The sequence below is a fragment of the Streptomyces chartreusis NRRL 3882 genome, assembly GCF_900236475.1.
Classification (GTDB): domain Bacteria; phylum Actinomycetota; class Actinomycetes; order Streptomycetales; family Streptomycetaceae; genus Streptomyces; species Streptomyces chartreusis_D.
In genome coordinates, this window is the sequence record NZ_LT963352.1 from 3,868,430 (window position 1) to 3,892,486 (window position 24,057).

19 protein-coding genes are annotated in these 24,057 nt (G+C 71.6%); 12 read left to right on the plus strand and 7 right to left on the minus strand.

Going from position 1 to position 24,057, the window contains the following annotated elements; translation table 11 throughout:
* Positions 1-89: 89 nt before the first annotated feature.
* Positions 90-1,166 (minus strand): LLM class flavin-dependent oxidoreductase, encoded by a 1,077-nt coding sequence (locus SCNRRL3882_RS17295; RefSeq protein WP_010043461.1) that lies wholly within the window; start codon positions 1,164-1,166, stop codon positions 90-92.
* A gap of 95 nt (positions 1,167-1,261) precedes the next feature.
* On the opposite strand from SCNRRL3882_RS17295, the gene SCNRRL3882_RS17300 reads away from it, so the two are divergent.
* Complete coding sequence (locus tag SCNRRL3882_RS17300) at positions 1,262-1,597, plus strand: YnfA family protein (RefSeq protein ID WP_010043463.1); 336 nt, start codon at positions 1,262-1,264, stop codon at positions 1,595-1,597.
* A gap of 26 nt (positions 1,598-1,623) precedes the next feature.
* Here SCNRRL3882_RS17300 and SCNRRL3882_RS17305 read toward each other — a convergent pair whose 3' ends face one another.
* On the minus strand, positions 1,624-2,058 hold the full coding sequence (locus SCNRRL3882_RS17305; RefSeq protein WP_010043464.1) for an ester cyclase: 435 nt from the start codon (positions 2,056-2,058) through the stop codon (positions 1,624-1,626).
* Positions 2,059-2,184: 126 nt separating this feature from the next.
* Between SCNRRL3882_RS17305 and SCNRRL3882_RS17310 the strand changes: the two genes are divergently transcribed.
* Both SCNRRL3882_RS17310 and SCNRRL3882_RS41110 read left to right on the plus strand, forming a co-directional pair.
* Positions 2,185-2,961, plus strand: coding sequence for an SDR family NAD(P)-dependent oxidoreductase (locus SCNRRL3882_RS17310; RefSeq protein WP_010043466.1), 777 nt, complete (start codon positions 2,185-2,187; stop codon positions 2,959-2,961).
* A complete protein-coding gene (locus SCNRRL3882_RS41110) occupies positions 2,961-3,113 on the plus strand; it encodes a hypothetical protein (RefSeq protein WP_010043468.1) in 153 nt (50 codons plus the stop codon). Before SCNRRL3882_RS17310 ends, SCNRRL3882_RS41110 begins: the two co-directional genes overlap by 1 nt.
* Positions 3,114-3,119: 6 nt before the next feature.
* Here the strand turns inward: SCNRRL3882_RS41110 and SCNRRL3882_RS17315 are convergent, their stop codons facing one another.
* Positions 3,120-4,313, minus strand: a complete 1,194-nt coding sequence (locus SCNRRL3882_RS17315; protein ID WP_010043470.1) for an RtcB family protein — start codon at positions 4,311-4,313, stop codon at positions 3,120-3,122.
* A 171-nt stretch (positions 4,314-4,484) separates the two neighbouring features.
* Between SCNRRL3882_RS17315 and SCNRRL3882_RS17320 the strand changes: the two genes are divergently transcribed.
* The 3 genes from SCNRRL3882_RS17320 (at position 4,485) to SCNRRL3882_RS17330 (ending at position 7,696) form a co-directional block, all read left to right on the plus strand.
* Complete coding sequence (locus SCNRRL3882_RS17320; RefSeq protein WP_010043472.1) at positions 4,485-5,303, plus strand: hypothetical protein; 819 nt, start codon at positions 4,485-4,487, stop codon at positions 5,301-5,303.
* Positions 5,304-5,421: 118 nt separating this feature from the next.
* Positions 5,422-6,315: a DUF3558 family protein gene (locus tag SCNRRL3882_RS17325; RefSeq protein WP_029181422.1), complete on the plus strand. Its 894-nt coding sequence runs from the start codon at positions 5,422-5,424 to the stop codon at positions 6,313-6,315.
* Positions 6,316-6,430: 115 nt separating this feature from the next.
* Positions 6,431-7,696: a DUF2637 domain-containing protein gene (locus SCNRRL3882_RS17330; protein WP_029181423.1), complete on the plus strand. Its 1,266-nt coding sequence runs from the start codon at positions 6,431-6,433 to the stop codon at positions 7,694-7,696.
* 43 nt (positions 7,697-7,739) lie between these two features.
* On the opposite strand, the gene lysS is transcribed toward SCNRRL3882_RS17330, so the two are convergent.
* A complete protein-coding gene (lysS, locus tag SCNRRL3882_RS17335) occupies positions 7,740-9,488 on the minus strand; it encodes a lysine--tRNA ligase (RefSeq protein WP_010043478.1) in 1,749 nt (582 codons plus the stop codon).
* A 149-nt stretch (positions 9,489-9,637) separates the two neighbouring features.
* Between lysS and argS the strand changes: the two genes are divergently transcribed.
* The 4 genes from argS (at position 9,638) to SCNRRL3882_RS17355 (ending at position 19,371) form a co-directional block, all read left to right on the plus strand.
* The gene (gene argS, locus SCNRRL3882_RS17340; protein WP_010043481.1) at positions 9,638-11,410 is read left to right on the plus strand and encodes an arginine--tRNA ligase; all 1,773 of its coding nucleotides are present in this window, start codon (positions 9,638-9,640) and stop codon (positions 11,408-11,410) included.
* A 157-nt stretch (positions 11,411-11,567) separates the two neighbouring features.
* Positions 11,568-17,048, plus strand: coding sequence for an FxSxx-COOH system tetratricopeptide repeat protein (fxsT, locus tag SCNRRL3882_RS17345; protein WP_010043484.1), 5,481 nt, complete (start codon positions 11,568-11,570; stop codon positions 17,046-17,048).
* 5 nt (positions 17,049-17,053) lie between these two features.
* Complete coding sequence (locus SCNRRL3882_RS17350; protein WP_010043488.1) at positions 17,054-18,343, plus strand: hypothetical protein; 1,290 nt, start codon at positions 17,054-17,056, stop codon at positions 18,341-18,343.
* Positions 18,340-19,371, plus strand: coding sequence for a hypothetical protein (locus SCNRRL3882_RS17355; protein ID WP_010043490.1), 1,032 nt, complete (start codon positions 18,340-18,342; stop codon positions 19,369-19,371). The genes SCNRRL3882_RS17350 and SCNRRL3882_RS17355 overlap by 4 nt, the downstream gene beginning before the upstream one ends.
* Before the next feature lie 96 nt (positions 19,372-19,467).
* On the opposite strand, the gene SCNRRL3882_RS17360 is transcribed toward SCNRRL3882_RS17355, so the two are convergent.
* Positions 19,468-19,911, minus strand: a complete 444-nt coding sequence (locus tag SCNRRL3882_RS17360; RefSeq protein WP_010043492.1) for a peptidoglycan-binding domain-containing protein — start codon at positions 19,909-19,911, stop codon at positions 19,468-19,470.
* 306 nt (positions 19,912-20,217) lie between these two features.
* Here SCNRRL3882_RS17360 and SCNRRL3882_RS17365 point away from each other — a divergent pair, with 306 nt between their 5' ends.
* Both SCNRRL3882_RS17365 and SCNRRL3882_RS17370 read left to right on the plus strand, forming a co-directional pair.
* Positions 20,218-21,042: a peptidoglycan-binding protein gene (locus SCNRRL3882_RS17365; RefSeq protein ID WP_029181425.1), complete on the plus strand. Its 825-nt coding sequence runs from the start codon at positions 20,218-20,220 to the stop codon at positions 21,040-21,042.
* Positions 21,039-21,893 (plus strand): helix-turn-helix domain-containing protein, encoded by an 855-nt coding sequence (locus SCNRRL3882_RS17370; protein WP_010043496.1) that lies wholly within the window; start codon positions 21,039-21,041, stop codon positions 21,891-21,893. Before SCNRRL3882_RS17365 ends, SCNRRL3882_RS17370 begins: the two co-directional genes overlap by 4 nt.
* Here SCNRRL3882_RS17370 and SCNRRL3882_RS17375 read toward each other — a convergent pair.
* Together SCNRRL3882_RS17375 and SCNRRL3882_RS17380 are read right to left on the minus strand one after the other, a co-directional pair.
* The gene (locus tag SCNRRL3882_RS17375) at positions 21,856-22,689 is read right to left on the minus strand and encodes an arylamine N-acetyltransferase family protein (protein WP_010043498.1); all 834 of its coding nucleotides are present in this window, start codon (positions 22,687-22,689) and stop codon (positions 21,856-21,858) included. The genes SCNRRL3882_RS17370 and SCNRRL3882_RS17375 overlap by 38 nt on opposite strands.
* A gap of 72 nt (positions 22,690-22,761) precedes the next feature.
* Positions 22,762-23,982 (minus strand): PLP-dependent aminotransferase family protein, encoded by a 1,221-nt coding sequence (locus tag SCNRRL3882_RS17380; RefSeq protein ID WP_010043499.1) that lies wholly within the window; start codon positions 23,980-23,982, stop codon positions 22,762-22,764.
* Positions 23,983-24,057 lie beyond the last annotated feature (75 nt).

Consider the following 24,057-nt stretch of genomic DNA (forward strand, 5'->3'; position numbering starts at 1 on the left):
ACGGGGTCGGATGAGCTGCGCCGGAGCGTCCTTCTTACTGCCCTCTCACCAGGGGTCACGCAACCGCGGCCCGGGGGCCTACCGTCCTCTCACCCTCGGGTCCCGGCGAGCCGGGCCGCGTGCGTCGGCGCGTCCGGGACGTCCGCCGGGCGGCCCACGGCGAACTCCTTGCGCAGCACCGGTACGACCTCCTCGCCCAGCAGGTCGATCTGCTCCAGCACGGTCTTCAGCGGCAGCCCGGCGTGGTCGACCAGGAACAGCTGGCGCTGGTAGTCGCCGGCGTACTCCCGGAAGGCCAGCGTCTTCTCGACGACCTGCTGCGGGGAGCCGACGGTCAGCGGCGTCTGCGCCATGAAGTCCTCCAGCGACGGCCCGTGCCCGTACACCGGTGCGACGTCGAAGTACGGCCGGAACTCGCGCACGGCGTCCTGCGAGTTCCGCCGCATGAACACGTGCCCGCCCAGCCCGACGATCGCCTGCTCGGGCGTGCCGTGCCCGTGGTGCGCGTACCGGGTCCGGTACAGCTCGACCATGCGCCTGGTGTGCTCGGCCGGCCAGAAGATGTTGTTGTGGAAGAAGCCGTCGCCGTAGTACGCGGCCTGCTCGGCGATCTCCGGCGAGCGGATCGACCCGTGCCAGACGAACGGCGGTACGCCGTCCAGCGGGCGGGGCGTGGCGGTGAAGCCCTGCAACGGCGTACGGAACTTCCCCTCCCAGTCGACGGCCTCCTCGCGCCACAGCCGGTGGAGGAGGGCGTAGTTCTCGATCGCGAGCGGGATGCCCTGCCGGATGTCCTGCCCGAACCAGGGGTAGACGGGCGCGGTGTTGCCGCGGCCCAGCATCAGGTCCACCCGGCCGTCGGCCAGGTGCTGGAGCATCGCGAAGTCCTCGGCGATCTTCACCGGGTCGTTGGTGGTGATGAGGGTGGTGGCGGTGGAGAGGATCAGCCGCTCGGTGCGGGCGGCGATGTGGCCGAGCATGGTGGTCGGGGACGACGGCACGAACGGCGGGTTGTGGTGCTCACCGGTGGCGAAGACGTCGAGGCCGGCCTCCTCGGCCTTGAGCGCGATGGCGACCATCGCCTTGATGCGCTCGCGTTCGGTCGGCGTGCGGCCGGTGGTCGGGTCGGGCGTGACGTCGCCGACGCTGAAGATCCCGAACTGCATGATCGCTCACCCTCCAGGTTGTTTACCCTTCAACCATACCTGCGGGGCGGACTGTGCCGAGCGAGTGCCACACCCCGGCGTGCGAAGCTGCCCGCATGCAGATCGTGCGTTCCGCCGCCCTCTTCGTCCTCGCCGCCCTGCTGGAGATCGGCGGCGCCTGGCTGGTCTGGCAGGGCGTGCGCGAGAGCAGGGGCTGGCTGTGGGCGGCCGGCGGCGTCCTCGCGCTCGGCGCGTACGGCTTCGTCGCGACGTTCCAGCCCGACGCCCACTTCGGCCGCGTCCTCGCCGCGTACGGCGGGATCTTCGTCGCCGGTTCGATCCTGTGGGGCGTGGTCGCTGACGGCTACCGCCCGGACCGCTGGGACGTCACGGGCGCACTGGTCTGCCTCGCGGGCATGGCGGTGATCATGTACGCCCCGCGAGGAAACTGATCGGCCTCCCGGCCCCGGCCGGGGCCTCAGAACGGCTCGTCGGGCAGCAGCCCCAGCTGCCCCAGGAAGTCCATCTCGTCGAAGTACAGGCGGTAGTCGACGATCCGGCCGTCCCGCACGGTGGCGATGTCCACCCCGCGGATCCTGATCTCCTTCTGCGTCGGGGGCAGCGTCTCGCCGTTGGGCAGCTCCAGCGGCCCGGTGTTCCGACCGCTGAAGATCCCCTCGTCGATGGCCGTGTCACCGACCTCGTAGGAGTGCAGCGACCGGAACGTCGCCTCGGGGATCGCCTCCGTCATCGTCCGCCAGTACTCGACGATGCTGTCGCGCCCGCGCAGCTCGCCCTCGTCGGGGGTGAAGGCGACCGCGTCCTCGGCGTACAGCTCGCTGATGACCTTCAGATCGGCGTGCGTGGTGACCGCGTCGGTGAGCCGGTCCATGACCTCACGTGCCTCGCCCATGATCCACCTCCGGTGGTGCCAGGGGATCACCCGCCCTCATTCTCCCACCGCCGGGCCCGCCTATCCTGGCCGGAAGCCCTGGGCCGACGCCGGCCCGACCCCGCACACCACGTCCGAGGAGCTCCCATGGCCACCGCCGCCCCGTCCGCAGCCTCCCGCATCGCCGTCGTCACCGGTGCGAGCAGCGGAATCGGCGCCGCCACGGCCCGGCAGCTCGCCGCCGCGGGCTACCGCGTCGTCCTCACCGCCCGCCGCAAGGACCGCATCGAGGCGCTGGCGGAGGAGATCACCAAGGCGGGTCACCAGGCCACGGCGTACGCCCTCGACGTCACCGACCGCGCGGCGGTCGACGAGTTCGCCACGGCCTTCAAGACGATCGGCGTGCTGGTCAACAACGCGGGCGGCGCGCTCGGCGCCGACCCGGTCGCGACCGGTGACCCGGCCGACTGGCGCCAGATGTACGAGACGAACGTCATCGGCACGCTCAACCTCACCCAGGCCCTGCTGCCCAAGCTGATCGCGAGCGGCGACGGGACGGTCGTGGTCGTCTCCTCCACCGCGGGCCACGGCACCTACGAAGGCGGCGCGGGCTACGTCGCCGCCAAGCACGGCGCGCACGTCCTCGCCGAGACGCTGCGCCTGGAGATCGTCGGCCGGCCGGTCCGCGTCATCGAGATCGCCCCCGGCATGGTCAAGACGGACGAGTTCGCCCTGACCCGCTTCTCCGGCGACAAGGAGAAGGCGGAAAAGGTCTACGAAGGTGTCGCCGAGCCCCTCACGGCCGACGACGTGGCCGACACCATCACCTGGGCGGTCACCCGCCCCAGCCACGTCAACGTCGACCTCGTCGTCCTCCGCCCCCGCGCCCAGGCCTCCAACACGAAGGTCCACCGGGAACTGTGATGCCCGACGCCGACCGGGAACGGGAAGCGCGGCGCCTCGCCCAGGAGACGAAGAACGAACGCCACATGTGGTGGTGGCTCGCCTACTTCCTCTTCGGCATCCACATCGTGGCGTTCGTCATGATCTACGCGGTGATGCACGCGCCGAAGTAGGAGCGGTCAACCCTTCACACAGACGACCTGCTTCAGCTTCGCCACGACCTCCACCAGGTCCCGCTGCTGGTCGATGACCTGCTCGATCGGCTTGTAGGCGCCCGGGATCTCGTCCACGACGCCGGAGTCCTTGCGGCACTCCACGCCCCGCGTCTGCTCCTCCAGGTCCTTCGTCGAGTACCGGCGCTTGGCCGCGTTGCGGCTCATGCGCCGGCCCGCGCCGTGCGACGCGGAGTTGAAGGACTTGTCGTTCCCGAGGCCCTTCACGATGTACGAACCCGTGCCCATGGAACCGGGGATGATCCCGTACTCGCCCGAGCCGGCCCGGATCGCGCCCTTGCGGGTCACGAGCAGGTCCATCCCGTCGTAGCGTTCCTCGGCCACATAGTTGTGGTGCGCGCTGATCTCCGGCTCGAAGACCGGCTTGGCCTTCTTGAACTCCTTGCGGATCACGTCCTTCAGGAGCGCCATCATGATCGAGCGGTTGTACTTCGCGTACTCCTGCGCCCAGTACAGATCGTGTCGGTACGCCGCCATCTGCGGGGTGTCCGCGACGAAGACGGCGAGGTCGCGGTCGACCAGGCCCTGGTTGTGCGGGAGCTTCTGGGCCACGCCGATGTGGTGCTCGGCCAGTTCCTTGCCGATGTTGCGGGAACCGGAGTGCAACATCAGCCAGACAGAACCAGTCGTATCTGTGCAGACCTCGACAAAATGGTTTCCTCCGCCGAGCGTTCCTATCTGCTTTCCGGCACGTTCCTGACGGAACTTGACCGCCTCCGCCACCCCGTCGAACCGCCCCCAGAAGTCCTCCCACCCGGCCGTACCGAAGCCGTGCAGCCGCCCCGGGTCGACGGGATCGTCGTGCATCCCCCGCCCCACCGGGATCACCTGCTCGATCCGCGACCGCAGCCGCGACAGGTCCCCGGGCAGGTCGTTCGCCGTCAGGGAGGTCTTCACCGCGGACATTCCGCAGCCGATGTCGACGCCCACCGCCGCCGGGCACACCGCACCCTTCATGGCGATGACCGAGCCCACCGTCGCACCCTTGCCGTAGTGCACGTCCGGCATGACGGCCAGGCCCTTGATCCAAGGCAGCGTGGCGACGTTCCGGAGCTGCTGGAGTGCGGAGCCCTCGACCGCGGCCGGGTCGGTCCACATCCGGATCGGCACTTTCGCACCAGGTATCTCTACATACGACATAGCGTCCTCAATCCCCCGTGAACGAGTAAAGGTCTTCAACAGCAAATACCGGAGCCAAGGTCGACGAAAGGGAAACCGGACCGGCGTCCACGGCAGTGCGTGCGATACACATTGTGTTCATCGGCCGCCCCGCGGCGGCAAGCCAATATCCGCGTCGAGAGGAGCCACCACGTGCAACGGAAGGCGTACGCACCAGGTATCGCCGCGCTCCTCGCGGCCCTGCTGGCCGGCTGCACCGGCGGCTCCGGCGACGGCGGCCCGACGGACGACTCCAACCCGGGCGACACGGGCACTGCTTCGGCCGCCGCCGAGCCGGGCCGGTACCGCACGCTGCCCGAGCCCTGCGGCGCGGTGAGCGACGGTTCCCTCGACGAACTCCTGCCGGGCATCCGGCAGATCACCGACGAGGACCAGCGCGAGAAGGCGTACGAGGGCCAGGCGACGGTCACGTACGACACCGACCGCAAGGTCGGCTGCCAGTGGAAGGTCGACGCGCAGCAGGCCACCGACCATCTGCTCGTCGACTTCGAACGGGTCGTCTCCTACGACAACGCGGTCAGCGACGACAGCCAGGCCGAGCAGCTCTTCGCGGAGAAGGAGGCGGCGGCCCACCTGCCGGAGCCGACCGCCACCGAGTCGGTGACCCCGGGCAGCACCCCGGCCGGCGGTGCCGCCACCACTGCGAGCGGCACCCCCTCCCCGTCCGGCACCTCGTCACCCTCGGCGTCCGCCTCCGCCACCCCGACCGAGCTCCAGCCCCGCGTCCTGGAGGACGTCGGCGACGAGGCCTTCCTCGACGACGAGCTGAACAGCTCCGGTTCGACCGCCAAGCAGCGGACGGTGACTGTGGCATTCCGCACGTCCAACGTCATCGTGACCATCGAGTACGCCGAGCAGCCGGCCACCGTCGGCGTCGTCCCGGACAGCAAGGAAATGCAGGACAGGGCCCGGAAACTGGCCTCGCAGCTGGCCGATTCGCTGAGCGACTGAGGCCCCTTCACGCCCCCTTCACGCGCACCCGCAAAGCACCCGAAGGAAGAACACACGGCTGCCTCACCGCGTACGGTGACCACTCGGACCCGTTCCGACCGCAGGAACCACGAGCGTCATGAGTGAAGGAACCATGCAGCTACGAGCACAGCGAGACCAGCGCAATCAGCGAGCGAAGCGACTCCACCGCGTCCTTGTCTGCGCGGCCGCCGTCCCCGTGGTGCTGGTCGCCGCCGGCTGCTCCTCGGACTCCGGCTCCGGCGACAGCACGGACAAGGCCGCCAAGGCCGCCGCCTCGGCGTCCGCGAGCCCGTCGCCGACCGTGCAGGCGGCGGCGTACGGCAAGCTTCCGGAGGCCTGCAAGACGCTGTCGAAGAAGACGCTGAAGGACCTCGTCCCGGAGAGCAAGTCCGGCAAGGAGGGCAAGTCGGACGACATCTCGGCCCGCGCCAACTGCTCCTGGAACAGCCTCGACAACAACGGCGTCAAGGGCTCGCAGTTCCGCTGGCTGAACGTGTCGATGCTGCGCTTCGAGTCGGACGTCACCCGCGGCCCGGCCGACAAGCAGGCCCAGGAGTACTTCGAGAAGCAGGTCCAGGACGCCCAGGCCGTGGAGGGCGCCAAGAGCACCAAGTCGGAGCCGGTGCCGGGGACCGGCGACGAGGCGACGGCCGTGCGCTACGAACTGAAGAAGAAGGAAGGCACCTTCAAGCAGCAGACGGTCGTGGCACGCGTCGAGAACGTCGTCGTCACCCTCGACTACAACGGCGCGGGCCTGGCCGGCGACAAGAGCCCGAGCGCCGACGACCTGATGAAGGACGCGAAGAAGGCCGCCAAGGAGGCGGTGGCGGCGGTGTCCGACGCGAACGGCGCGGGCGGCGGCAAGGCGAGCGGCGCCCCGTCCAAGTCGCCGTCCAAGTCCCCGTCGAAGTCGGCCTCCAAGGACGCGTCCGAGGAGCCCGCGAAGGAAGCCTCGGAGTCGCCGTCCAAGAAGCCCGCGGCGAAGAGCTGAACATCCCCGACCGGAACCGGCCACCCGTCCTCCGCACACATGTGCCACCCTGTTGCGCGCAACAACACGCAAGGGGAGGGGAGTACGGGTGGCCGCGCCACTGCAGCTGACTCGGATGCACCGCGTTCTCATCGGTGTGGTCGTGGCCGGCGCCGTGATCATCGCCGGAATCGGCTTCGCCGGTTCGTACGCGGCCGTCCGCGAGTTGGCCCTGAAAAAGGGCTTCGGGAACTTCTCCTACGTCTTCCCGATCGGCATCGACGCGGGCATCTGCGTCCTGCTGGCCCTGGACCTGCTCCTCACCTGGATCAGGATCCCCTTCCCGCTGCTGCGCCAGACGGCCTGGCTCCTGACAGCGGCGACGATCGCCTTCAACGGCGCCGCGGCGTGGCCGGATCCGCTCGGTGTCGGCATGCACGCGGTGATCCCGATCCTGTTCGTGGTCGCGGTCGAGGCGGCCCGGCACGCGATCGGCCGGATCGCCGACATCACGGCGGACAAGCACATGGAGGGCGTCCGCCTCACCCGCTGGCTGCTCTCCCCCGTCCCGACGTTCCTCCTCTGGCGCCGCATGAAGCTCTGGGAGCTCCGCTCCTACGACCAGGTCATCAAGCTGGAGCAGGAACGTCTCGTCTACCAGGCCCGGCTGCGTTCCCGCTTCGGACGGGCGTGGCGCAGGAAGGCCCCGGTGGAGTCCCTGATGCCGCTGCGGCTGGCCAGGTACGGGGTGCCGCTGGCAGAGACAGCTCCGGCGGGCCTGGCAGCGGCAGGCATAGAACCGGCCCTGATCCCCCCGCCGCCACAGCCGGAGCTGGACGCGCCGGCCAGCCCAGCTGCGGGCAATCGTGCCGCTGGGGCGGCGCCCGTCCCACAGAGAGCGGCACCTCCCGGCGAGCAGCGCCTGGAACTCGACAGCAACCCCCACGCAGAGCACCCCGCATACGAACCCGGACCAGACCAGAGCCCTTGGTTCAACGCGCAGCGCGAGGTCGAGTACCAGGGCGGCTACGACCCGGCCTACGACCCCGAGCAGTACGCCCAGTGGATCGCGGAACAGCAAGAGGCCGAGCAGTACCAGACCCAGTACGAGCAGGAACCCACCCCGGAGGACACCGGCAGCTTCCCCATCCCGGTGGGCCCGAACCGCACCCGGGAGCTGGGCGACGGCGGCGGCACGCCCCCCGCGCCCGAGCCGGACGAGGAGTCCTACTACCAGGTCTTCAAGCAGTCGATCAACGGCAGCTACCCGACCCCGAACCAGCTCATCGACAACCTGGAAGCGGAATACGGCATCCGCATCGACACCACGGAAGCCAAGCGCATGGTCGACCGCTTCAGCAGCCGTCACTACAAGGAACTGGAAGAAGAGCACATCGCATGAAGAAGGGGCCCTGCGAACAGGGCCCCTTCTTCAACACCGGCGGCTACTCCCCGAGCAGGGCCCGCACCCGCTCCTGCCCCACCGCCAGCAGCAGCGTCGGCAGCCGCGGTCCCGTGTCCCGCCCCACCAGCAGGTGGTAGAGCAGCGCGAAGAACGCCCGCTGAGCCGTCTTGATCTCGGCCGGCAGCTCCTTGGGCGTCGCGTCCGCCGAGAACCCGGCCTGCACCTTGGGCACGCCGTACACCAGGTGCGTCAGCCCGTCGAGCGACCAGTGCTCGGCGAGTCCGTCGAGCAGCAGCCGCAGCGACTGCTGGGACGCCTCGTCGAGCGACTTCAGCAGCTCGGCGTCGGGCTCGTCCCGCACGATCGTCCGCTGTTCGGCCGGCACGTGCGTGTTGATCCAGGCCTCGGCCTTGTCGTACCGCGGCCGGGCCTCGTCGAGCGAGGTCAGCGGCTGCTCCGGGTCGAGCTCGCTCAGGATCCGCAGCGCCTGGTCCTCGTGCCCGGCGGTGATGTCCGCGACGGACGCCAGCGTCCGGTACGGCAGCGGCCGGGCCGTCCGCGGCAGCTCACCGGCGGCCGTACGCACCGCACGCGAGTGCGCGGCGACGTCGGCCGGCAGGGCGCTGCCGTCGGCGACCTTGGCGTCCAGCCGGTCCCACTCGTCGTAGAGCCGCTGGATCTCCTGGTCGAAGGCGACCTTGAAGGACTGGTTGGGCCTGCGCCGGGCGTAGAGCCAGCGCAGGAGCTGCGGCTCCATGATCTTCAGGGCGTCGGCGGGGGTGGGGACGCCGCCCCGCGAGGACGACATCTTGGCCATCCCGGAGATACCCACGAAGGCGTACATCGGCCCGATGGGCTGCTTCCCGCCGAAGATCCCGACGATCTGCCCGCCGACCTGGTACGACGACCCGGGCGACGAGTGGTCGACGCCGCTCGGCTCGAACACGACCCCTTCGTACGCCCACCGCATCGGCCAGTCGACCTTCCAGACCAGCTTGCCGCGGTTGAACTCGCTCAGCCGGACCGTCTCGGAGAAGCCGCAGGCGGTGCAGGCGTACGTCAGCTCGGTGGAGTCGTCGTCGTAGGACGTGACGGTCGTGAGGTCCTTCTCGCAGTTGCCGCAGTACGGCTTGTACGGGAAGTACCCGGCGGAGCCGGAGCTGCCGTCGTCCTCGCCGGCCGCGCCGGAGCCCTCGGCGGCCTCGAGCTCGGCCTCGTCGAGGGGCTTCTGCGCCTGCTGCTTCTTGGCCGGGGCCTTCTTCGTCCGGTACTGGGCGAGGATCGCGTCGATGTCGCCGCGGTGCTTCATCGCGTGCAGGATCTGCTCGCGGTACACGCCGGAGGTGTACTGCGCGGTCTGGCTGATCCCGTCGAACTCCACGCCCAGCTCGGCCAGCGACTCGACCATCGCGGCCTTGAAGTGCTCGGCCCAGTTGGGGTGGGAGGAGCCCTTCGGCGCCGGGACGGACGTCAGCGGCTTGCCGATGTGCTCCTTCCAGGCCTCCTCGTCGACCCCGGCGATGCCCTGGGGCACCTTCCGGTACCGGTCGTAGTCGTCCCAGGAGATCAGGTGCCGCACCTGGTACCCCCGGCGGCGGATCTCGTCGGCGACGAGGTGCGGGGTCATGACCTCGCGCAGGTTCCCGAGGTGGATGGGGCCGGACGGCGAGAGGCCGGACGCGACGACGACCGGTTTGCCCGGGGCCCGACGCTCCGACTCCTCGATGACCTCATCCGCGAAACGGGAGACCCAGTCGGTGGTCTCGGTGCTCTGAGCCACGATCGGCACGTCCTTCTTTCTGCATCGGGCAGCCGGTACGGTCGCACGGCTGACCGCACCATTGTCCCAGACCCCCTCGCGCCCGGAAAAACGGCTTTACCCCCATGGGATACTGGCCGTGTCTATCCATTCCCTCGAGGAGAACGGCACCCTTACCTATGGCCTCGGTCACGTCCCTCAGCGACTCCGTCCACCAGCGCCTCGCGGCGGCCCTGTCGGCGGCTCTGCCGCAGGCCGGCTCCGCGGACCCGCTGCTGCGACGAAGCGACCGGGCCGACTTCCAGGCCAACGGGATCCTGGCCCTCGCGAAGAAGGAGAAGGCGAACCCGCGGGAGCTGGCGACGCAGGTCGTCTCGCGGGTCGAGTCGGGTGACGTGATCAAGGACGTGGAGGTCTCCGGCCCCGGCTTCCTGAACATCACGATCACCGACCGGGCGATCACGGAGAACCTCGCCGCGCGCTACGCGGACGACACCGGCCGCCTCGGCGTGCCGCGCACCGAGCACCCGGGCACCACGGTGATCGACTACGCCCAGCCGAACGTGGCGAAGGAGATGCACGTCGGTCACCTGCGCTCCGCGGTGATCGGCGACTCGGTGGTGCAGCTGCTGGAGTTCACCGGCGAGACGGTGGTCCGGCGCCACCACATCGGCGACTGGGGCACCCAGTTCGGCATGCTCATCCAGTACCTGGAGGAGCACCCGCACGAGCTGGACCACCAGGACGGCGGGGACCTCCAGGCCTCCGGCGAGCAGGCGATGTCGAACCTGGACCGCCTCTACAAGGCCGCGCGCAAGTTCTTCGACTCCGACGAGGAGTTCAAGACGCGGGCCCGGCGCCGGGTGGTGGACCTCCAGGCGGGCGATCCGCAGACGCTGGCCATGTGGCAGAAGTTCGTGGACGAGTCGAAGATCTACTTCTTCTCCGTCTTCGAGAAGCTGGACATGGAGATCCGGGACCCGGACATCGTCGGCGAGTCCGGCTACAACGACATGCTCGCGGAGACCTGCCGCCTGCTGGAGGAGTCGGGCGTCGCGGTCCGCTCCGAGGGCGCGCTCTGTGTCTTCTTCGACGACATCAAGGGCCCGGACGGCAAGCCGGTCCCGCTGATCGTGCAGAAGTCGGACGGCGGCTACGGCTACGCGGCGACCGACCTGTCGGCGATCCGCGACCGTGTCTTCAACATCAAGGCGGACACGCTGCTGTACGTCGTGGACGCCCGCCAGTCGCTGCACTTCAAGATGGTCTTCGAGACGGCCCGCCGGGCGGGCTGGCTGAACGAGGACGTCAAGGCGGTGCAGCTCGCCTTCGGCACGGTCCTCGGCAAGGACGGCAAGCCGTTCAAGACCCGTGAGGGCGAGACGGTCCGCCTGGTCGACCTGCTGGACGAGGCGATCGACCGCGCGTCGGCGGTGGTCCGGGAGAAGGCCCAGGACCTCTCCGAGGAGGAGATCGCCGAGCGGGGCACCCAGGTCGGCATCGGCGCGGTGAAGTACGCGGACCTGTCGACGTCGGCGAACCGCGACTACAAGTTCGACCTCGACCAGATGGTCTCGCTGAACGGCGACACGTCGGTCTACCTCCAGTACGCCTACGCCCGTATCCAGTCGATCCTGCGCAAGGCCGGCGAGGCGCGCCCCGCCGCGCACCCCGAGCTGGATCTGCACGAGGCGGAGCGCGCGCTGGGCCTGCACGCGGACTCGTTCGCGGCGACGGTGGCGGAGGCGGCGGCGGAGTACGCCCCGCACAAGATGACGGCGTACCTGTACCAGCTGGCGTCGCTGTACACGACGTTCTACGACAAGTGCCCGGTCCTGAAGGCCGAGTCGCCGGAGCAGATCGAGAACCGCCTGTTCCTCTGCGACATCACGGCCCGCACGCTGCACCAGGGCATGGCCCTGCTGGGCATCCGGACACCCGAGCGGCTCTGACGCCCGAGCGCTGTGGCACCCGTGGGGTGGCCGACGTCCGCGTCGCCGCCCCACACCGGTGACAACTCCTTTTCGCCCCAGTACAGTTGCATATTCCTCCAGCGTCGCGGGCGGAGGACGTACCGGAGACGGTGCGGGTGATCGGCACGGGGGAGTCATGATCATCTCCGAGGAGTCGCGGGCCGCCGGGGCTGCCGTCCTCGAGCGTGACCTGGCTGTGCCGGGGCAGGCCGTCGGCCGTTTCCGCCCGGGCGGCAATCCGCACACCGAAGAGCACACCACGGTGCTGCCGGAAGCGGCGAAGGCCGCCGCCCTGGCGATCGACCCGCCCGCCCGGCTGGACAACCTTCCCTTGCTGCCGTCGGCGCCCTTCGTCGGGCGCATCGACGACCTGGGCCGCTTACGCGCCTCCCTGCTGTCCGGCGGCGGAGTCGTCACGCAGACGGTCGCGACCGCGGTGAGCGGTCTCGGAGGGATCGGCAAGACCGCCCTGGCGCTGCGCTACGCACACCAGAGCGACGAGTACCGGCTCGTGTGGTGGATCACCGCCGAGAGCGAGGAGCAGATCGCCTCGGGGTTCGGCGAGCTGGCCCTGCGCCTCCACCCGGACTGGGCCCGCGGGGCCCCCGCCAAGGAACGCACCGAGTGGGCGCTGGCCTGGCTGGAGGCGCATTCCGGCTGGCTGCTGGTGTACGACAACGTGGAGCGGCCCGAGCACCTCACCCCGTTTTTGGGCCGACTCATCGACCGTGGCCACCAGTTGGTCACGAGCCGCTGCCGCACCGGCTGGCCCGAGGGGGCCCGCCTGGTCAGCCTGGACGTGCTGGACCACGGGGAGGCCGTCGACCTGCTGTGCGCGACGGCCGGCCGCGGGGGCGACCGCACCGCCGCCGAACGGGAGCAGGCCGCGCGGCTCGCCGAGAACCTCGGGCATCTGCCCCTGGCGCTCACGCAGGCGGGCGCCTACCTCCGGGAGACCGGCATCGGCTTCGCGGCCTACCAGGCGAAGCTGGCCCGCGTCCCGGACGCCGTACTCAACGACGGGGCGGGCCGCTCGGGCCGTACGATCGCCCAGATCTGGCGCACGAGCCTGGAGTCCATCCGGTCCCGTCGTCCCTTGGCCGTTCCGCTGCTGTACACGCTGGCCTGGTACGCCCCGGAGGCGACGCCCCGCGAGGTGCTGCGGCATCTGGGCCGGCCCGAGCGCGAGGTCGAGGAGGCGCTCGACGCGCTCCGGGACTACCACCTGATCACGTCCGGCCCCGAGGGCCTCACCCTGCACCGCCTCGTGCAGCAGACGCTGCGGCACGCCGAGCCGCCCGAGGTGCCCGAGGCGCGGGACCTCGCCGAGCGGGCGCTGGCGGCGGAGCTGTCCGGCGCCCCGGCCGAGCGCGTACGGCGGCTGCTGATCCACGTCCAGGCGCTCGCGGAGACCGGACCGGCCGCGGAACCTGCCGCCGAGGCGGTCGAGATGTACCGGCGGGGCGCCGACGAGCTGGTGGCGCGGGAGCAACACGTCCTGGCGATCCCGCTCATGACGCGGGCCGTCGAGGGCAGCGAGGCGCTGCTCGGCGTAGACGACGACACCACGCTCGACCACCGCGACCGCCTGGCGGAGCTGCACGCGAAGGCCGGCGATCCGGCGCGGGCGGTCCGGCTGTGCCAGAACGTCTACCTCGACCGGCGCCAGCGGTGCGGCCCGGACGCCGTGGAGACACTGGCCGCCCGGCAGCGGTTGGCGTACGCGCACCGCAAGGCGGGCGATGTGATGCGGGCGGTCGACGAGCTCACGGCCGTCGTCGCGGACCGCCGCCGGATCCAGGGCGAGCAGCACCCGGACACGCTCGGCAGCCGCAACGACCTGGCCTACGCGCTCCAGACCGCGGGCCGGTACCAGGCCGCCGTGGAGGAGTTCGCGGCGGTCGTCGCCGACCGGGAGCGTCTCCTGGGGGCGGGGCACCGGGACACGCTCGCCAGTCGTACCAACCTCGCCTACGCCCACCGTGAGGCCGGTGACCACCGCACCGCGCTGGCCCTGTACGAGCAGGCGGTCGAGGACCGGCGGCGCGAGCACGGCCCCGACCATCCCGACACGCTCACCAGCCGCGGCTGGCTGGCCGCCGCGCACTCCGCCGCGGGCGATCCGCGCCGGGCGGTGGCCCTGTACCGGGAGGTGGTCGCCGCCCGGGAGCGCGTGCAGGGCCCGGACCATCCCGATACGTTGCGCAGCCGCAAGGACCTGGCGTACGAGCTGGCCGAGGCGCACGGACCGGACGCGGCGCTGCCGGAGTTCGAGTCGCTGGCGGCGGACAGCGCCCGTATCCAGGGGCCGGACCATCCAGCGACCCTCGACTACCGCGACGACATCGCGGAGGCTCATCGGGAGCGGGCCGACTACGTCCGGGCGGTCGCGGGTTACGAAGCGGTGATTGCCGACTACGCGCGGGTGCGGGGCCCGGACCACCCGGACACGCTGCGCGCGCGGGAAGCGCTGGCCTACACCCGGCAGCTCATGGGGGACCACGCCCGCTCGGTCCGCGAGCGCCGGGCACTCGTCGCGGACCGCGCCCGCGAACAGGGCGGCGATCATCCTGCGGCCCTCACCGCGCGCGCCCATCTGGCCTACGCCCTGCGCGAGGCCTCTGATCTGCCGGCCGCCATCGAGGTGTTCGAGGAGCTGCTGCGGGACCGCACCCGGGTCCTCGGCCCCGAGCACCCCGATGTGTTCGCCACTCGCGAGTCCCTGGCCCGCACCCGGCAGTGGGCGGGCGACCACCCGAGCGCGGTCGCGGAACTGGAGAACCTGCTCCAGGACATGGAACCCCTGCTGGGCCACGACCATCCGCGCGTCCTGTCGATCCGCCACTCCCTGGCCCAGGTGTTCGTCGAGGAGGAGCGCTACGCGCGGGGGCTGGAGTTGTACGGCGGGCTCGTGGAGGTCTATGAGCGGGTCCACGGCCCTGATCACCCCTTGACGTTCGGCATGCGGTCGTGGCTGGGCGCGGCCTACCGCTCGGCCGGTGAGTACGGCCGGGCGGGCGAGGTGTTCGACGCGCTCCTCGCCGACCGGACCCGTGTGCAGGGCGCCAACCATCCGGACACGCTGGAGGCCAGCAGCTGGTGTGCCTGGGTCTTCCGCTCGGCGGGACAGCATCAACGCGCCATCTCGGTCTACGAGGAACTGGTCGAGGCCCGGACCAGGGTCCTGGGCGCGGATGCGCAGGCGACGCTGAACTCCCGCAACGGCCTGGCGCTGGCCCGGCTGGGCGCCGGCGACCACGAGGGCGCGATCGCGGGGTTCACGGAACTGCTCGCCGACCACCGCCGGCTGCTGGGCGACGACGCCCCGGACACGCTGCTCACGCTGGAGAACCTGGCGGACGCCTGCTCGGCCGCCGAGCGGCACGACCGGGCCGTCGCCCTGTACGAGGAAGCCGTCGAGGCGTGGACCCGCATCTGGGGGGCCGATCATCCGCGCACGCTGCGCGCCCGGCGGGATCTGGGCCTGGTGCAGAAGGCGGCCGGACGGCACCAGTTGTCTCTCAGCACGCTGGAGTCCGTGCTCGACGGGCGCAGGCGTCTGTTCGGGCCCCACCACCCGCAGGTGCTCGACGTGCGCTTCGATCTGGTCAGCGCGCACTGTGCGTCGGGCGACTACAGCCGCGCCGCCCAACTCGCCGGCCAGTTGGTCGCCGACTGCTCGCGGGTGCGGGGCCGGGACCACGTCAGCACTCTGAACGCGCGCTCGTGGCAGGCGTACGCCTGGATGTGGTCCGGCGCGTACCGGCGGGCGATCGTCGCGTTCGAAGGACTGGTGGAGGACCGGACCAGCTTCCATGGGGCGGATCACGGCGAGACGTTGGCGACCAGGTACCTGCTGGCGACGGCCTTCGCCGAGCAGGGCGATCACGACCGGGCGGTCGCGCTCGGCCAGGACCTGGTGAACGATCTCGCCCGGTTCCACGGGGCCGACAGTCCGCGGGACTTCGACGACCGCACCATGCTGGCCCGCTGGCGGGAGCACACCAGGGACCGTGCGGGAGCGCTGCGGGACCTGGACGTGTTGCTGCGGGACCACGAGCGGTTGCTCGGTCCCGATCATCCCGACACCTTCGCCCTTCGGCGCACCATCGCCTGGGTCTGGCTGGGGTCGTCCACCGCCGGCCGGGCCGTCGCGACCGCCGCGAGCGTGGTCGCCGATGCCACCCGGGTCCTGGGCGCGGACCACCCCAGGACGCTCACCGCGCGCGCCACCCTCGCCGCCGCGTACAGCACGGCGGGTCAGGTCGCGCACGAGGTGCGACTGCGGGCATCGCTCGTGGACGACCGCGCCCGGATACACGGTCCCGACCACAGCTCGGTCCATGCCGCGCGCCGGAGCCTGATCTGGGCGCGGCTCCAGGCCGGTCAGCGCGTGCTGAGCGTACGGGACGCCATGGCGCTGGTCGACGACAGCAACCGCACGCGGGGCCCGCAGCACCCCGATACCCTCGGCTGCCGCAATCTCCTGGGACACGCCTGCTGGGAGGCGGGCGACCCCCATCGCGCGGCCGCGGTCTTCGAGGAGCTGCTGAAGCAGTGCGAGGACGTCCTCCCCGAGGAACACGAGACGACGTTCTGGGTGCGCGGCAACCTTGCCTGGCTGACGGCGGACACCGGTCCGGCGGACGACGCGGTGCGGTGGGCGCGGAACCTGGTCGACGATGCCACCGAGCTCTTCGGCCCGAACCACCGGCGCACCCTGGAAGTGCTGCCGGTGCTGGCGCACGCCCTGGCCCAGGCGGACGAGCCGGAGCAGGCGCTGGAGGTGCTGCGGGACCTGCTGCGCCGCACCGCGCTGTTGCGGGCTCGGCTGGATTATCCGGAAACGGTCGACGACGTCGTCCGTGTCCATCATCAGGCAGCCGCGCGGGAAGGCGAGCCGGCCTCGACCGGTGGACCGGCGGAGGAGGATGAGGAGTACGACGACGAGGCCCTCCGCCTGGGCGTGCTCGTCGAGTTGTTCGCCGATCGCTTCGGCGGCTTCCTCCCCACCCTGGCGACGCAGCTCGCCCACACCCTCTCCGACGCGGGCGATCCCGCGGCCGCCGTGGCTCTGCTGAAGGCCGTGCACGCCGGGCGGGCCCGGATGTTCGGCCCGGACCATCCGGACACCCTGGAGAGCCTGGCCGAGCTGGCCTTCGCCTGTCTGGAGGCCGACGACCCGGACTCGGCGCCGTCGCACGAGGAACTGCTCGCGCGCTGGGAGCGGACGTTCGGCCCGGACCACCCCGACACGGCGGAGCTCCGCTGGCGGCTGCGCACCGCGCGGCCGGCCTGGCGGGCCCGGCTGACGCTGCTCACGGACGACGTGACGGCCGGGCGGCCGGTCACGATCGAGGTCGGGCTGGAGCGGGAGGACGGTACGACGGCGGCTGTGCCGCCGCGGCTGGTGGTGGCCGTCAGCTGTCCCACGGCGACCACGGTCGACCCGGCCACGGCCGAGTACGACTCCGGAGGCGCTCCCACGCGTTTCACCCTGGCCGCCCCCGGGCCGGGCGCCCACGACGTCCGGTTCACGCTGTACGACCACGCCTCGGGGCTGGTGTTGCAGGAGCTGAAGACCGTTGTCCACGTGCAGGGTGCCAGGGAGGACTGACCCGGATGCCGCAGGATCTGGCCGTGGAGGTACTGAGGGACCCCTCCCACGGCTTCACGGGGGTGCCGCCGCAGCCCGGGAGCACCCCGCGTCCGCCGGACGGGGAACCGCCGGCGGAGCTGCGGGTGAAGCTGTACCGCACCAGCGAGAAGGTGTTGACGATCTTCGCCTGCGCCCCGGACGCGTCCTCGGACCCTGCGTTCCCGCGCTGGCACGAGGCGCCGCTGGAGGTCTCCCCCGACGACCTGCTGGAGCGGGCGGACCGCCTGCGTAACAGGTGGCACGACCTGGTGGTGTACTACCGCAGCGAGGGCGACGAGTCCGGGGCGCTGGTCGGCAGCCGGCCCTTCGCGGAGACCGCCGACCTCAGCGAACTCGCCGACCGGGCCGATTCGGTGACGGCGAAGCTGGCCGAGGAGGGGTACGACCTGCTCGACGTGATGCTCCACGGCAGCGGCTACGACCTGGGCCGTTTCCGCGAGTTCCTGCTGACCGCACTTGCAGGCAAGGAGACGCTGCGGATCAGCTTCGACTCCCGGCTGTATCTGCCGTGGCCCATGCTCGCCGTGGATCCGGCGGCGTGTGCCACGCCTTGGGAGGCGTTCCTGGGCCACCGGCACCAGGTCGAGCAGACCACCACCGGCTATCCCTGGGACCACGCCCCGCTCGGCCAGCGCGACCTGGCCACCACCAGCCTCAACAAGGACGACTCCCTGGACCGCGTGGGCCGCGCGCGCGAGGTGCACAAGCTGCTGGAGCAGCGCTCCCGGCTGATCGTGCGTTCCCGGGGCAGCGACCTGTTGCACGCCCTGGCGGGGCCGGTGCTCAACGAGGACGTCATGTACTTCTGGTGCCACGGCCGCATGGTGCAGAGCGGACCGTCGACCCCGGGGCTGTCCATCCGGCTCTCCGACGACGAGCACATCGACGGGCCGGTGGTGTCCCGCAAACGGCGCCGCTTCCGTCACGACTCACGGGCCAGGTTCAAGCCGTTCGTGCTGCTCAACGCCTGCGGCACGGCACGGGCGGCGGCGCCCGGCCGGCTGAAGCACCTCGGGCAGGAACTGATCGACATGGGCGCGGACGGCGTCCTCGCCCCGCAGATCGACATGCCCCAGGAGTTCGCGACGGAGTACGCGTACGCCTTTCTGGACCTGTATCTGACCGGCCGTTACACCGCCGGCGAGATAAGCCGGCTGCTGGTGCGACGGTTCGCCTCGGAGTTCCGCAACCCGCTCGCCCTGGCCTACTCGCTGCACTGCGGCATCGACAGCCGGCTGAGGCTCGTCTCATGACCGGCCCGCGGACCCGGTTGCCCGCGCCCGTCGAGATCGACCTGGACGACAAGGGCAGGCTGACACTGCCGGGCAGCGACGTGCCCGTGCCCGCCGGCCGCGTCGCCGAGCACCTGGCGCGGAGCCTGGCCGTCCCGCGCTGGGCGACCGACATCCACGTGTACGTGCACGGCTGGCAGACCGCGCCGAGCAGCGCCACCCGGACCGCCCAGCGCCTGCTGCGGCACTCCCTGGACCTGTACGAGGCGGCGCCGGAGCGCTATCCCGGGCTGAAGGCGGGCTACCGCCCCTGGTGCGTGGTGGTGCGCTGGCCGTCGTCCAGCCTGCCCACGCTCAAGGGTTACCGCCGCATCCGCGACCGCGCCCACGCGATGAGCGCCGACGGCACCGGGCACGCCCCGTACGTCCTCGGCCACCTGCTCGGCTACCTGGACACCGAACGCACCGACCCGACGGGCCCCGCGGTCCTGGCCAACCGGCACGGGCAGTACCTCCACCTCGTCGGGCACTCCTTCGGCGGCCGGTTCCTGTGCGAGGCGGTGCAGCGGGCCGCCGAGAAGCCTCCCGTGCTCGGCTGGAGCACACCGCACGATCCGCGCCGCCCGTTCACCGTGGACAGCGCCCTGATCTTCCAGATGGCCGCCCCGCGCGACGCCTTCGTCCGGTACTTCGACACGCTGTTCCCGCGCGACGGGCGGCCCGGCGCACCCCTGCGCGGCCCGCTCGCCCTGACGCACTCGCGCTGGGACCGGGCCACCGGCTTCTGGCACCTGCGCGCCGAGAAGGCACCCGGAATCGGCCACTCGGGCGCCGGTGCGGCACCGGTTCCCCAGTTCACGACCAGGTTGCTGCCGACGTCCGAGGTCTACGAGCAGGCCACGCTGGATCACCGGCTGGTCAACGTGGACGCCGACTGGCTCTACCGCGGCAGCCGCCGTACCCGGCTGCATCCCTCGGGCGCCCACTCCGACTTCCTGCGGCCGGAGTCCGCGCACCTGCTGCTGACCCTGGCGGAACGCTCGCGCTGAGGGTTGCGGCCCGTACGCCCGCACACGGGTGCGGCCCGTCCTCTCCCCCGTGGGGAGGACGGGCCGCGGTCTGTCGACGGAACCGGCGGTGCCGGGTCAGCAGTTGGGGCAGGCGTTCGCCATGCGCTTGAACGCGGCGCGGGTCCCCGGCCCGGGGTCTCCGTCGATCTCGCCCTTGTACCCCCACTTGGCCTTCAGCCAGCGCTGCAGCGCCATCACCGTGTTGGGCCCGACCTTCCCGTCGATCTTGTCCTTGTAGCCGTAGTGCTTCTTGAGGAAGCGCTGGAGCGCCTTCCAGCTGTCGGTGCCGAGCTTCCCGTCGATCTTGCCCTGGTACTGCCAGTGCTCCTTCAGGACGCGCTGGACCTTCTTGGCCTCCTCGACCGTCAGGCCGAGGTTGACGACCGCGAGCGGGCTGACCTCGGCGCTCGCCGCCGGCCTCGTCTCCGCCGCGACACCGGGACCGGCCGTCGCCAGGCCCCCGACGGCGATCCCGATGGCGGTGGTGGCACAGACGAGTGTCTTCGTGAGTGCTCGCATGAGTTCCCCTCCGATGGTTGCGAGTGCTCCTGGGTGCTGCGTGGCAACGAGACTGCGGCCCCGGGGCCCGGAGCCGCCACAGTCGCCGCGCAAGTGACGTCCTGACGGGACGTCCCACACGCTGACCTGCGGGGACGCCGTACGCCGGGACGACACGGCGGGACGGTCGCGGCAGGGTGTGGCCGAATCGGTAGGGGGCGGCGGGGAGAACGGAACCTAGGTATGGGGCACCGCGTGGATGCTGATGCAGAATGCGGCGGTGACGGGGACCGCTGACCACGGTCCACGAACGCGAGTGGGGGGAACATGTCGCGTTGGAAAGGGCTGCCCGAAGAACTGGACCCGTGCGTACGGCAGTTGGTGGTGCGATTACGCCGGGTGAAGGACCACAGCGGACTGAGCCTGCGCCAGCTCGCGGCCAAGACGGGGTACAGCACGTCGTCCTGGGAGCGCTACCTGGCCGGCAGGTCGCTCCCGCCCAGGGAGGCCGTCGAGGCGATGGCCCGGCTCGGCGGTGACGACCCGACCCGCCTCCTCGCACTGCACGAGGTCGCCACCGAGGCGTGGGGCAAGGGGGCCGGCCACGCGGACCCGGCGGATCTGACCGATCGGGCGGATCGGCCGGATCGGGTGGATCGACAGGGCGAGACGGCCGGGACCGAGCCCGGGACCGACACCCCCCGTCCCCACGGCCGGGCACTGCGCATCACGCTGATCGCCGGATCCGTGGCCCTCGTGCTGGCCGTCGCCGCCACGGTCCTGCTGGCCGTACGGCTCACGGACGGTCAGGGCAGAGCGGTGGCGGCCGGCCTCACCGCCTCCGCCACGACGGCACCGGGATCGCCCGAGGAGTCGGAGCGGACCCGGTACACCTGCCGCGCGGACCGGATCGACGGCCGCTGGTACGCGGGCAACAGCCGCACCATGAAGGCCATCCTGGCGAAGGGCCACGCCGGACCGGAGGTGGCCGAGGCACAGTGCCTGCTGCGTGAGGCGGGCCTCTCACCGGGCGTCGTGGACGGCATCTTCGGCCCGCACACGGAACGCGCGGTCAGGGACCTCCAGAAGCGGGCGCGCCTGGTCGTGGACGGCATCATCGGCCCGCACACCTGGAAGGCCCTGCGGGAATGACGCGGACCCCGCCCGGCCCGCCGCCGCCCGAACGTGCCCGGCTCGCCTCCGCACTGAGGGAGTTGAAGGCGGGCACGGGCCTGAGCCTGGCGGCCCTGGCGGCGAAGACCACCTTCAGCAAGTCGTCCTGGGAGCGCTACCTCAACGGCAGGACGCTCCCGCCGCGCCAGGCGGTGCGGGAGCTGTGCCGGCTCGCGGGGGAACCGGAGGGCCGGTGTCTCGCGCTGTGGGAACTGGCGGAGTCGGAGTGGAGCGGCCGTGCGGCTCCGACGACACCTGCGGACCCGCCCGCGCACCCGGAGGCGGACGCCCGGTCTGCCGCCGCCGGCAGGGGCGCGGCCCTGGCGGTACTCGCGTCGGTGTGCGCGCTAGCGGCCGGCGGCCTGTCCGTGGCCCTGGTCCTCCTCGTGGGCCAGTCCGGCGACCCCCGGCCGTCCCCGCCGCCCCCGTCCGCCCCGGCGCCCCGCTGCCGGGGAGCCGCCTGCGAGGGCAGGAGCCCGATGCACATGAGATGCGGCGCTGCCCCGCTCACTCTCGCCTCGCACCGCACGTCCACCGGAGCCCACCTCGAACTGCGCTACAGCGACAAGTGCGAGGCCGGCTGGGCCCGGATGTGGAGCACGCGGATCGGCGACCGACTGGAGCTGAACAGGACCCACGGGGGCCGCCGTCCGCACGCCGCCGAGATCACGGACGGCATCGCCGCCCAGTCCTACGTCTACACGCCCATGACCGAAGCCCGCCCCGGCACGACCGTCCGGGCCTGCTTCCGCCCGGCGACGGGAGGCAGCCGCGAGTGCTTCGACGCCCGCGTCAGCCGCTCAGCAGCGTCATCCCCTCCGGCGCGGTGATGCCGAACTCCTCCTCCAGGAGCCGCCGCGCCTCCGCCTCACCGGTCACCTCACGCTCGGTGACCGTCCCGTCGGGGTGGGACTCCGTGAGGAGCCGGCCGTCGAGCAGGAGGTGCCGGGTGGCGTTGATGTGCTGGCAGTAGACGCGCTGGGCGAACGGCGAGCGCGGGTTGGTCGCGATGTGCCAGTTGATGACGTCGAAGTCGGGCTTCTCGAAGGGCTCCAGGGTGAAGGCGTACTGGCCGCTCCAGTCGTCCTTCCCCGGGTCGTGGGCCTGGAGCAGCCACATCTCCAGGGGGCCGTCGTGCGGCACGTGCACCAGGCGGTGCCGCCGCCCGGCCCCGGCGAACTCGACGTCCGCGACCAGCGGCACCGGCTCCAGCAGCGCGCCGATCGCCCCGAAGCCGACGTCCGCGAGGTACGGCCGCGGTTCGCCGGGGACCTCCACCAGCAACGCCATGTGCGTGCGGGGCCGGCTCGCGAGGGTGTCGGCGCCGACGGCGACCCGCGCGGCCAGCAGGGTCACCCGGAAGCCCAGCGCCTCCAGCGCGTGGGCGAACAGCGTGTTGTGCTCGTAGCAGTAGCCGCCGCGCCGGCTGTGGACCAGCTTGGCCACGAGGTCGGCCGGATCGAGGGAGGGGGCCCTGCCGCGCAGTGCGTCGAGGTTCTCGAACGGGAGGGCCCGCATGTGCGCCAGATGCACACCGCGCAGCGTGGCCGGGTCGGCCTGCCGCTCCCCCTCCCACCCGATCCGCCGGAGATACACGTCGAGGTCGAACGGAATGGAGTCGAGCATGACGTCACCGTAACCACACCGGACCCACCCGGTCCGCGGCCCACAGCCGGACATGCCGCTCCGACGTTGGTCCTAGGCCCCCGGCGTACCGGCAAGCCCCTTGCTCAGCCGCCGCAGCCCTTCCTCGATCTCCTCCGGCGTCTGCGTCACGAAGCACAGCCGCAGGGTCGTGCGGTCGGGCGTGCCGGCGTAGAAGGGGGCGCCGGGGACGTACGCCACGTCGTGCCGCACCACCTGCGGCAGCAGGGCCGTCGTGTCGTACGGCTCCGGCAGGCGCGCCCAGAGGAACATGCCGCCCTCGGGCCGGGTCCAGACCGACCCCTCGGGCAGCGCGCCGGGCAGCGCCGCGAGCATGGCGTCCCGGCGTTCGCGGTACACGCCGGAGACGCGCGTGACGTGGGCGTCCAGGTCGTGGTCGGCGAGGTACCGGGCCGCGGCGAGCTGGTTGACGGTCGGCGTGTGCAGGTCGGCGGCCTGTTTGGCGACGGCACAGGCGCGCCGCAGCTCACCGGGCGCGCGCAGCCAGCCGAGCCGCAGACCGGGTGCCATCACCTTGGAGAAGCTGCCGAGCAGCACCGTGCGGTCCTCGGCGCCCGGGAGGGAGGCGATCCACGGCACGCGTTCACCGTCGTAGCGCAACTGCCCGTAGGGGTCGTCCTCGACGATCCACAGCCCGCGCCGGGCGGCGACCGCGGCCACGGCGGCGCGCCGCCCGGCGGGCAGCGTGCGGCCGGTGGGGTTCTGGAAGGTGGGCACGGTGTAGAGCAGCTTGGGCCGCTCGCGCACCACGAGCTCCTCCAGCGCCTCGGGATCGACACCGTGCTCGTCGCCGGGCACGGGCACGACCCGCGCTCCGGCGAAGCCGAACGCCTGAAGGGCCGCCAGGTAGCAGGGGTCCTCGACGAGGACGGTGTCCCCGGGTTCGAGCAGCGCGGTGGCGAGGAGGGAGAGGGCCTGCTGGGAACCGGTGGTGACGAGCAGATCGTCGGGACCGGTCGGCAGTCCGCGTGCCGTGGCGCGGTCGGCGAGCGCGGCCCGCAGCGTGGGCTCGCCCTCGGTCGTGGAGTACTGCAACGCCCGCGCGGGCTCCTCGGCGAGGACGGCCCGGTACGTGGCCGCGATGCCCGCCGCGTCGAACAGCTCCGGCGCCGGCAGCCCGCCCGCGAAGTTGATCACCTCGGGGCGGGCGGTCACGGCGAGGATGTCCCGCACGGGAGAACCGCCGACCGACCGCGCCCGCGCGGCGAGCGGCGGCACGGGAGAGTGGGCGGGCGCGGGCTCGGTGACGGTCATGACACGGCTCCTTCGACTGCGGTGACGACGTGTGCGCCGCAGCCTAGAGAAGTACGTGCCGCCTACAAACACATT